Genomic DNA, 7433 nt, shown 5'->3' on the forward strand with positions numbered 1-7433 from the left:
GTTCACGTTTGCCGCGAGACAGTCTGAGTAACCCATGTAGGCCGTGGTTGCGCAGGGGAGAAACTCGGCCCCGCGCTCTTCCTCTCCGGCCAGAGCGCTCTCGATGCAGGCCTGTCCGTCTTGGGTGACGTCACCAAGGCCGTCCTTACACTCGCCGATCGAGGCGTAGCCCAGTAGGCCATGACAGTCGCACTGCCGAGTCCGGCTTCCGTTCACAGCGGCTGCATAGTCTGAGACGTCCCCCGTGATGTCGGGGGCCCCACAGCCTACCGGCAGGAGCAACCCCGCGATGAACACGAGCACGAGTCCGCGCGACCTCATGCTCGCATCTTACTGCGGCTCTGGGTCCCGGTCATCCTTGCTCAGCTGGTAGAAGGCGACCCCCGCAGCTGCGGTCAAGGCGGCCGAACCCGCAAGCACGGCCCAGATCTCCCTCTGGTTCCCCTGCTTCGCTGTTGTCCCCTCCTTGGAGCCCCCCTGACCGAGCCGCACGGGGTTGGTCAGCAGCACCGTGGCCCCCAGAGGCGGCTGCCGAGCAACCCTTGGCGGCTTCAGTGCACGGGGAGGCTTGTTCGAGGGTCGAAGCAGCTCGCCTTCGATGCCTGGGCTGCCATGGAGCAGCGGATTGACCGTCGAGGCCTTGACCCCGGAGTCCTCGAGGGCCTTGCGGTACTCGGGATCTGTCACCCTCCGCAGGTCGACCAGCATGCGCTTGCTGCTAGCGAGCAACTCGCGGCGGGAGGACTCGAAGCGATCCCCGAGCTTGTTCCTGAGTATCTTCCCGTTGGAGAAGTAAAGCGCCCCAACACCTGGCGGAACATAGGCCACGGAAAGGGTCTCCAGTTCTCGAAGCTGCATGCGGACGAGGTCCGTGCAGTACGGCGCGATCAGCCGAGCGAAGATCGAGTCCGAGAACGGGATGTCGAAAGTGGGAGCCCTGGCCGAGGCGATCAGCTTCGCCGGCATTCGAGGGTTTCGTCCGCCAAGGTGAACCTCCCCGTCGCGCTCGAAGGCCGTCATGGTTGTGGCCAGCCGCGACAAGAGTCCACGCCATCCGGAGCCGCGGTGGGCTTTCCACTGCGAGCGCATGAACTCCCAGAACAACTCGAAGGACTCCTTCCACTCTTCGAAGATTCGATCTGTGTTCACCGTGTACAGGAGCGGGCCCGGCTTGGCGATGCTGTCGAGTAGGTTGAGCAGGAACTTGTTCGTGGAGAGGTAGAACTCGCCCACGTTCTCCCCGGGCGTCGTCGCGTTGAGGGGGCTCCCGCCGTACGCCCAGCCCACGCCCTTGACAGGCCAGACCGACTCGGGGTCCACACACTGTCGACAGTCCCGGCTCCCGTCGAAGGTTTTGACGCTCTTGTAGCAGGGGCGGTCGATGCCCTTGCAGCGCAGCGCGTAGCGGTCGACGGGCGTGCCGCGGACGGAGTGGTAGTACCGATAGGAGGCCTGGAGAACACGGAGCGTCGTCGTGGTCCCGGGCATGAAGCCGAAGCTCGAGCCGTCGCCCGGGTCGAAGCGGTACTGGGTCTCCCCCCGGGGACCTCGGGCTACGCGAGGCCGACCTTGCTGAGCAGCGATCCCCTGGTGTCGATGCTGGATCTCCCACTGTCCATCGGTTCGGTAGGCAGGGAGAAAGAAGCTCGTGTAGTTGGCGTTCGAGGCCGCGACCACCTCGCCGTCAGGGTAGACGACGCCGCCACCTGTCCCCCGACTGCGGAACACCTCGAACACCCGGTTCATCTGCCATGTGTCCGTCGCCGGGTCCTCGCTCTGCAACGGCGGCAACGGGACATCCTTGGCGAGGTCGGCGTGGACCTTGGCGCGACCGACGTTGACGGCCCACACCGCCGCGGCCACGACCTGCGCCACCGTCTGCGAGACCATGCCGCTCTGGCCCGTGATCTGCTGGACCACTTGCATCCCGGTATTCTGGATGAGCTCGGGGATCATCTCGGCAGGGTTTTCGTAGGCCTGGATGGTGTTCAGTGTGCTCCCGAGGTGCGAGTAGACCGTCGACATGCCCTGAGCGAGGGAGGTGCCCTGGAGCCTGGGCAAGCCGATACGAGTCCCGATCTCGTAGAGCCCGATCTGGGCGGACGCGACCCAGTTTTGCCAGTCCGCGGACGCGAAGGTCTTGAGCGCGAGCTCGCCACCCACGCCGATCGCTGGATCCAAGATCGAGTTCTTGAACACCTCGTCGTCCGGGAGATGGCTGCGAAAGGTTGTCCACTCCGACCCCCGCGGAAACACCCGCTCGGCGCGGTTGGTGACCTCATCGATGAAGGTTTCATCTGGTCGAAGCAGCATCGTCAGTCCTCGTCGACGTAGTAGGGCATCCGGTAGAAGGCGATACGCCCCAGGATATAGGTCCTCGCGTAGTCCATTTGTGCGCTCATGATCTTGTCGAAGTCGGCGCTGCGAATCGCGGGCATTACGGGCCGGATCGTCTCGAGCGCCTCACGCTCGCTCTCGGTAATAGTCCCCATGTGAAGAACGTGCAGAAAAGCTCCCGCGAACTTACGATTTCCCTTGAACAGTTTGTCCAGATTTGACTCTGTCATTCCATGTGCGATGAATGCGATAGCCTGCTGAGCATGCTCGAAGTCGGTGATGAGACGCCCTCCAGGGTCAAAGTATACTTTAGCCAGTTCATGAATGAACGGAGTTGCTGCCGAGATAAAGAGCTTGCCCATGTCTGCCAAGAAGTCGAGCATCTTCCCCCAGCGAAGCGTTCGGTTCTCCTCGGTGACGATGTGCTCTTGAAGTCGAATGTTCTCGTCGCGGGCCTCGCTCTCGCGGCGGATGAGCTCTTCGCGGATGATGGCGTTCTGCCGCACCTGCTCCGCGGCTCGCTCGTAGAGCTCCGGGACGGTAGCCGCGGTCGTCGATGTCAGTTGGACGATGCGATGGAAGTTATCGATGAGTTTGGCGTGTGACTCCTCGATGCGCTCGAGTAGGCGCTGTGTCCGTTCGTAGAGTCGACGCTCACGCTCGCGATGCTGCGCGGTCGACTCGTGCTTCCCGCTGGGCGGAGCAGGCACTGGAGACTCCTTTTCAGGCACATCCATGTCGACGAAGGACAGTCGCTTGCCGACCTGAAACAGCAGTGAGCCGGCCTCATCGTAGCCCACGAGTTTGAAGTCTGCCCACTCACCGTGGAGTGAGGTCCATTCCCCAGCATGGGTCCACAGCTGCTCGACGAGGAGTTGAATCTGCTCCCGTCTCGCGGCGGGGGTGACCGCCTCGGGACGGAGCCAGAGGAGACCAAAGGGCGCGGTGTCCGTCACTCGCCACAGGTTTGGGTCGGCTCCGAAATCTGCGAGGGAGAAGTCCTGGTAGTGGGCTCCACCTCTTCGACGATGAAGGAAGATGCACCCCAACTCCTGGTCATGGCGCTCTAGCTTCGTTCCCCACTCCTGGGGAGGTGTATGGTCGTTCTTCGGCGTGCAGGGCATGAGTTCGTCCTCGGTTAATCCGTAGTTCACGCACTCCGCTGCGGCAACTGTCGATGTTGCATGATTTACCCACCTAACCAGGACATAAAAGACCTCCAGTTATCCCCTTTTACGTACCTAAGCAGAGGGCTTACCCAGGTAAATCCATCTAGTCCGAAGGTAGAGCTTATCTACCCAAACCAACCGACGTGCAATTCGCCAGTTCGGGTGACTAGTTTTTTCGCAAAAACCACTCGACGATTGCCTGGATTCGCCCCAGGCTCACTGCATGTCGCATGCGAACACGCCCAGGAATGCGGACCCGGCGGCGCTGGCTCAGTTCGACGCTGAGTTCGGTCTCCAGAAGGCTGACGAAGCCACGGTCCTTCAGGAGAGGATCGAGGCCAGCGAATTCGGTCGCCGCTGCCGCCATGAGTGGGCGGCACAAAAGCGCAGGGAGAAGACCGAGCACGTGATCGGGGAGGTCCTCCAGGTCACCCTCGCCCCGGGTGCAGGGGCGCTCGCGGCGTGGAAGACCAAGGGTGGCTTCCCGGTGGGGGCGCTGATCAACGGCGTGGTGGGGACGGGGGCCAAAGCTCTGAGCCTGTATCAGCCCGAGAACGCCACCCTCCGCGTGATTGGCAAGGCCGGGAAGGTCCTCCTCCACTCCCAGATCTCCATCACCACCCACAACCACATCGAGGACAAGGACCAATGACCCAGACCGCTGCGAAACCCTCGGAGCAGCGCACGCTCCAGCGACGCCAGGCCAAGCAGCAGGGCCGTACCCGTCGCGCCGAGCTGCTGCTCGACAAGCAAGCCAAGGAGAAGGCCCGTCAGGACCTCCTCGACGACCGCCAGACCAAGCTCGAGGCCCGCGTGGTCGAGCTCGAGGGGATCGTCGCCGGACTGAACGAGCGCATGCAGAAGATCGAGCAGGACCTGACCTGACAACCCCAACCCAGAGCTAGCCCCAACCCAGCCACGACAAGACCATGTTCAACACCACTCTCAACAGCCTGCTCCCGTGCGCCGCACCGGGGGCTCCATACGGGCTCGAGGCCGCCCAGCAAGCGATGAAGCAGGAGATTACCTGTCCCAGCGAATTCGCCTTCGGCTGCCTCGTGCCCTTCGAGGTCGAGGTGCCCGTGCCCGCTGGCGGCCGCGTCCGCCACGAGGTCAAGCCTTACGAGCGCTTGATGCCCGTGGCCATGGTCGCGTACCTGTCGGGTCCGGATATCCGGATCGAGGCCATCTCTCGTCGTGACGATCGCGACGCGGGCATGACCGGAACCGGCATCACGACCACGCGCGACCCCGACACCTTCGACTGGGAGGCCCTCAAGACCCCCTTCAACCCCTTCCCGCCGGACATCGGGCCCGTCGACAGCTCCAAGGGCTTCACGATCGAGGTCTCGAACCTGACGGGGTCGGATAGCCAGATGTTCCAGGCGACCTTCTTTGGGGCGATCGGCGGCTACGCGGGCCTGCGCTACCTCAAGGAGCACATCGGCTTGTCCGACAAGCTCTACGGCCTGCTGAGCAACTGGCTCAGCGAGTCCGGCATCAACCCGACGAGCGCCGGCAAGAAGGGATGATCCGCTTCCCGACAGAGCTCGTGGGCGAGGAGCTCGCCCGCGAGGCGTCGGTGTTCTTCACCGAGGCGCTGGCGAAGCTCAACGCGCGCCAGTTTCGGCGCGAGGCGGGGCAGGACTTGCCCTGCTGCGCGCGCTGTGGGGGCTGCTCCCTCGACGAGGGGGCGGCGCTTCAAGATGCCCGGCGGCTGCTCGAGACCGGCGCCGGGCATCCCGTGAGCATCGTGGCCTACTCGATGGGCAAGGAGCTGGCGGCCGGTCGGGCGTGTCGGCCCGTGCTGATCGACGGCCAGCGCCTGGCCTACCAGGTCGAGGACGGCGAGGTGCTCGATCCGGTCTCGAAGTTCAACACCGAGGAGAGCTGTTGCTGTGGACAACACGACGACCACGACGGGCCCGGTTGAGGTCCTCGACGCCAACGAGGCGGCCGAGACCCTGACCGACGCCAACTACCCCGACGAGAGCGAAGGGCTGAGCCCGGGCGCCAAGGTGGGCATCGGCCTGGGCGCGACGGCGGCCCTGGGCCTCGCGGGCTTTGGGCTCTACAAGCTCGGGCAGCGCAACGGTTGGTGGACGCCGGTGTCGCCGATCGTCATCGACGACGAGACCACGCCGAGCGACGGCGGCAGCACGCCGAAGGCCCCGTCGAAGCCCAAGGCCAGCGGGCGCGCGAGCGGGAAGCCGCCGAACATCAGCTTGGATCCGGCGGGCTACAACACGATCTTGTGGCCGCGCTCGGCCCCGGTGCGCATGGCTATGTTGAGCCAGGGCTACAAGGTCGAGGTCAACGAGGATGCGCTGAGCTCCAAGGACAACCCGCACCCGCAGGTCACTCGCTTTCAGCGCGACTGGAACGACGTGATCCGTGGGCTGGACAAGAAGCAGGTGCGGCTCCCCAGCGACGTCAAGAAGTCGAGCTTGCTCCGCCACTACCGCGGGATCTTGCAGGTCGACGGCATCGCCGGGAAGAACACACTCAACGCCCTCGAGGTGGTGCTGAGCAACTACACCGACAACGCGATCCGCTGGTCGAGCCTCACGGAGCAGACGTGATGACGCCACAGCAAAAGCTCCGCGAGCTCGGCTACACGACGGCTCCGGCCGGCGTCGCCGACTTCCAGCGCGACTTCAACCTGCTCGGGAGCAAGCCCGTGCTCGTCACCAGCGAGCTCGACGTGGACACGCTCAACGCGATCACCTTGGCCTTCGAGTCCCGCGTCGCCTTCAAGGCCCTGCGCGAGCGCAAGCGGGGTGGCCATGCCTGATCTGAAGATGGCCTTCATCAAGCCCGAGGTCATCGACGCCGAGGTCGTGGGCGTGGTGACCAAGGGCCTCGAGCAGGGGCCGACCTACACGCCCGACCTCGATCTGGGGCCGAGTCCGCCCCACGCCTTCGACGAGGAGGACCCGATCCCCGCGGCGACGCCGATCTTCGTGGGCGCGCCGCTCTCGCCCGGGAGCCCGCCGCCCGTGGCTCGGCCCCACTACACCCAAGTCCTCGACGAGATCTGGCCCGAGTTCGACACCCGAGCCGATCGCACGGCGGCGCGGCTTCAGGCCCTGCTCGACGAGGTCAAGGACGAGGCGCAGCGCGTCCACCTGCTCGCGCAGTCGGTGTGGGAGAAGCTGCCCAGCTACAAGGTCCCGGACTCGGAGCGCAAGCGCTACCAGGCCGAGTTCCTCGCCTACCTCAAGCGTCTGCGCGAGTACGGCGAGGTCCTCGACGAGCTCGAGCCCGACGACACCAACACCGAGTCGGTCTACGTGGGCCTGGTTCGCCGACGCGAGTCGGCCGGTCCCGTGCCCGACGCGATCATGCACATGTACTTCGCCCAGCAGCTCGGCATCTTGTCCGATCACGCCGAGGACATGGGCGAGGGCTTCGTGGGTCGGTTCATGGACGGCCTGGCCCAGACCGGCGAGGCGATCGACGACGCCCGGGACGACTTCGAAGAGACCAAGAAGATGGCCGAGGAGCGCTTCGACAAGCTCTTCGCCGAGCTCAGCGAGGCCGCCAAGCGCGGGATGTTGTGGGGCGGGGTCATCCTGGGCACGGGCTTGCTGATCGGCGGGACCATTGCCGTGGTCCGCATCGCCAACCGCCGGGAGCCCGATGAGGTCTGAGCCCGACGCGCTCGAGGCCGGGGTGCCGACCTGGGCCTGGTACACGCTCGCGGGCGTGGCCACGGCCACGGTGGTGGGCGCGGCGATCTACTCGGCGCGTCGGCCCAGCTTCGATCGGATGATCCGGCGGACCGGCGCGCCGCCGGAGGTCGCGGTCCTCGGCAAGCTCCAGCGCCACACCGAGAGCCGCGGCAACCCGCGCACGGGCCTGGGGCGGGTCGAGCTCTTCCCCGACTTCACCGAGCCCCGCAACGCCCCGCGCGAGCAACAGATC

The 7433-nt window shown here is 65.2% G+C and carries 9 protein-coding genes and 1 pseudogene; 8 read left to right on the forward strand and 2 right to left on the reverse strand.

Going from position 1 to position 7433, the window contains the following annotated elements:
* Positions 1-330 precede the first annotated feature (330 nt).
* Both PPSIR1_RS34410 and PPSIR1_RS34415 read right to left on the reverse strand, forming a co-directional pair.
* Complete coding sequence (locus tag PPSIR1_RS34410; protein ID WP_006975870.1) at positions 331-2313, reverse strand: hypothetical protein; 1983 nt, start codon at positions 2311-2313, stop codon at positions 331-333.
* Positions 2314-2315: 2 nt separating this feature from the next.
* Positions 2316-3461: a hypothetical protein gene (locus tag PPSIR1_RS34415; RefSeq protein WP_157596279.1), complete on the reverse strand. Its 1146-nt coding sequence runs from the start codon at positions 3459-3461 to the stop codon at positions 2316-2318.
* Positions 3462-3729: 268 nt separating this feature from the next.
* Here PPSIR1_RS34415 and PPSIR1_RS34420 point away from each other — a divergent pair, with 268 nt between their 5' ends.
* From PPSIR1_RS34420 to PPSIR1_RS34455, 8 genes and pseudogenes are all read left to right on the forward strand, one after another.
* Positions 3730-4158 (forward strand): hypothetical protein, encoded by a 429-nt coding sequence (locus PPSIR1_RS34420; RefSeq protein WP_006975872.1) that lies wholly within the window; start codon positions 3730-3732, stop codon positions 4156-4158.
* On the forward strand, positions 4155-4391 hold the full coding sequence (locus PPSIR1_RS34425) for a hypothetical protein (RefSeq protein ID WP_006975873.1): 237 nt from the start codon (positions 4155-4157) through the stop codon (positions 4389-4391). Before PPSIR1_RS34420 ends, PPSIR1_RS34425 begins: the two co-directional genes overlap by 4 nt.
* Before the next feature lie 44 nt (positions 4392-4435).
* On the forward strand, positions 4436-5038 hold the full coding sequence (locus PPSIR1_RS34430; protein ID WP_232296552.1) for a hypothetical protein: 603 nt from the start codon (positions 4436-4438) through the stop codon (positions 5036-5038).
* A complete protein-coding gene (locus PPSIR1_RS34435) occupies positions 5035-5439 on the forward strand; it encodes a hypothetical protein (RefSeq protein WP_006975874.1) in 405 nt (134 codons plus the stop codon). Before PPSIR1_RS34430 ends, PPSIR1_RS34435 begins: the two co-directional genes overlap by 4 nt.
* A complete protein-coding gene (locus PPSIR1_RS34440) occupies positions 5405-6088 on the forward strand; it encodes a hypothetical protein (protein WP_006975875.1) in 684 nt (227 codons plus the stop codon). Before PPSIR1_RS34435 ends, PPSIR1_RS34440 begins: the two co-directional genes overlap by 35 nt.
* Complete coding sequence (locus PPSIR1_RS34445) at positions 6088-6300, forward strand: hypothetical protein (protein ID WP_006974169.1); 213 nt, start codon at positions 6088-6090, stop codon at positions 6298-6300. Before PPSIR1_RS34440 ends, PPSIR1_RS34445 begins: the two co-directional genes overlap by 1 nt.
* Positions 6293-7159, forward strand: a complete 867-nt coding sequence (locus tag PPSIR1_RS34450) for a hypothetical protein (RefSeq protein WP_086001960.1) — start codon at positions 6293-6295, stop codon at positions 7157-7159. The genes PPSIR1_RS34445 and PPSIR1_RS34450 overlap by 8 nt, the downstream gene beginning before the upstream one ends.
* Positions 7149-7433, forward strand: a pseudogene (locus tag PPSIR1_RS34455) (hypothetical protein); the annotation flags it as partial. The gene PPSIR1_RS34450 and the pseudogene PPSIR1_RS34455, both read left to right, overlap by 11 nt.

This window comes from Plesiocystis pacifica SIR-1, assembly GCF_000170895.1.
Lineage (GTDB): Bacteria > Myxococcota_A > Polyangia > Nannocystales > Nannocystaceae > Plesiocystis > Plesiocystis pacifica.

Coding starts and splice junctions, on each gene's coding strand:
- PPSIR1_RS34410 (WP_006975870.1), bottom strand. CDS start 2,313: ATGCTGCTTCGACCAGATGAAACCTTCATCGATGAGGTCACCAACCGC.
- PPSIR1_RS34415 (WP_157596279.1), bottom strand. CDS start 3,461: ATGCCCTGCACGCCGAAGAACGACCATACACCTCCCCAGGAGTGGGGA.
- PPSIR1_RS34420 (WP_006975872.1), top strand. CDS start 3,730: ATGTCGCATGCGAACACGCCCAGGAATGCGGACCCGGCGGCGCTGGCT.
- PPSIR1_RS34425 (WP_006975873.1), top strand. CDS start 4,155: ATGACCCAGACCGCTGCGAAACCCTCGGAGCAGCGCACGCTCCAGCGA.
- PPSIR1_RS34430 (WP_232296552.1), top strand. CDS start 4,436: ATGTTCAACACCACTCTCAACAGCCTGCTCCCGTGCGCCGCACCGGGG.
- PPSIR1_RS34435 (WP_006975874.1), top strand. CDS start 5,035: ATGATCCGCTTCCCGACAGAGCTCGTGGGCGAGGAGCTCGCCCGCGAG.
- PPSIR1_RS34445 (WP_006974169.1), top strand. CDS start 6,088: ATGACGCCACAGCAAAAGCTCCGCGAGCTCGGCTACACGACGGCTCCG.
- PPSIR1_RS34450 (WP_086001960.1), top strand. CDS start 6,293: ATGCCTGATCTGAAGATGGCCTTCATCAAGCCCGAGGTCATCGACGCC.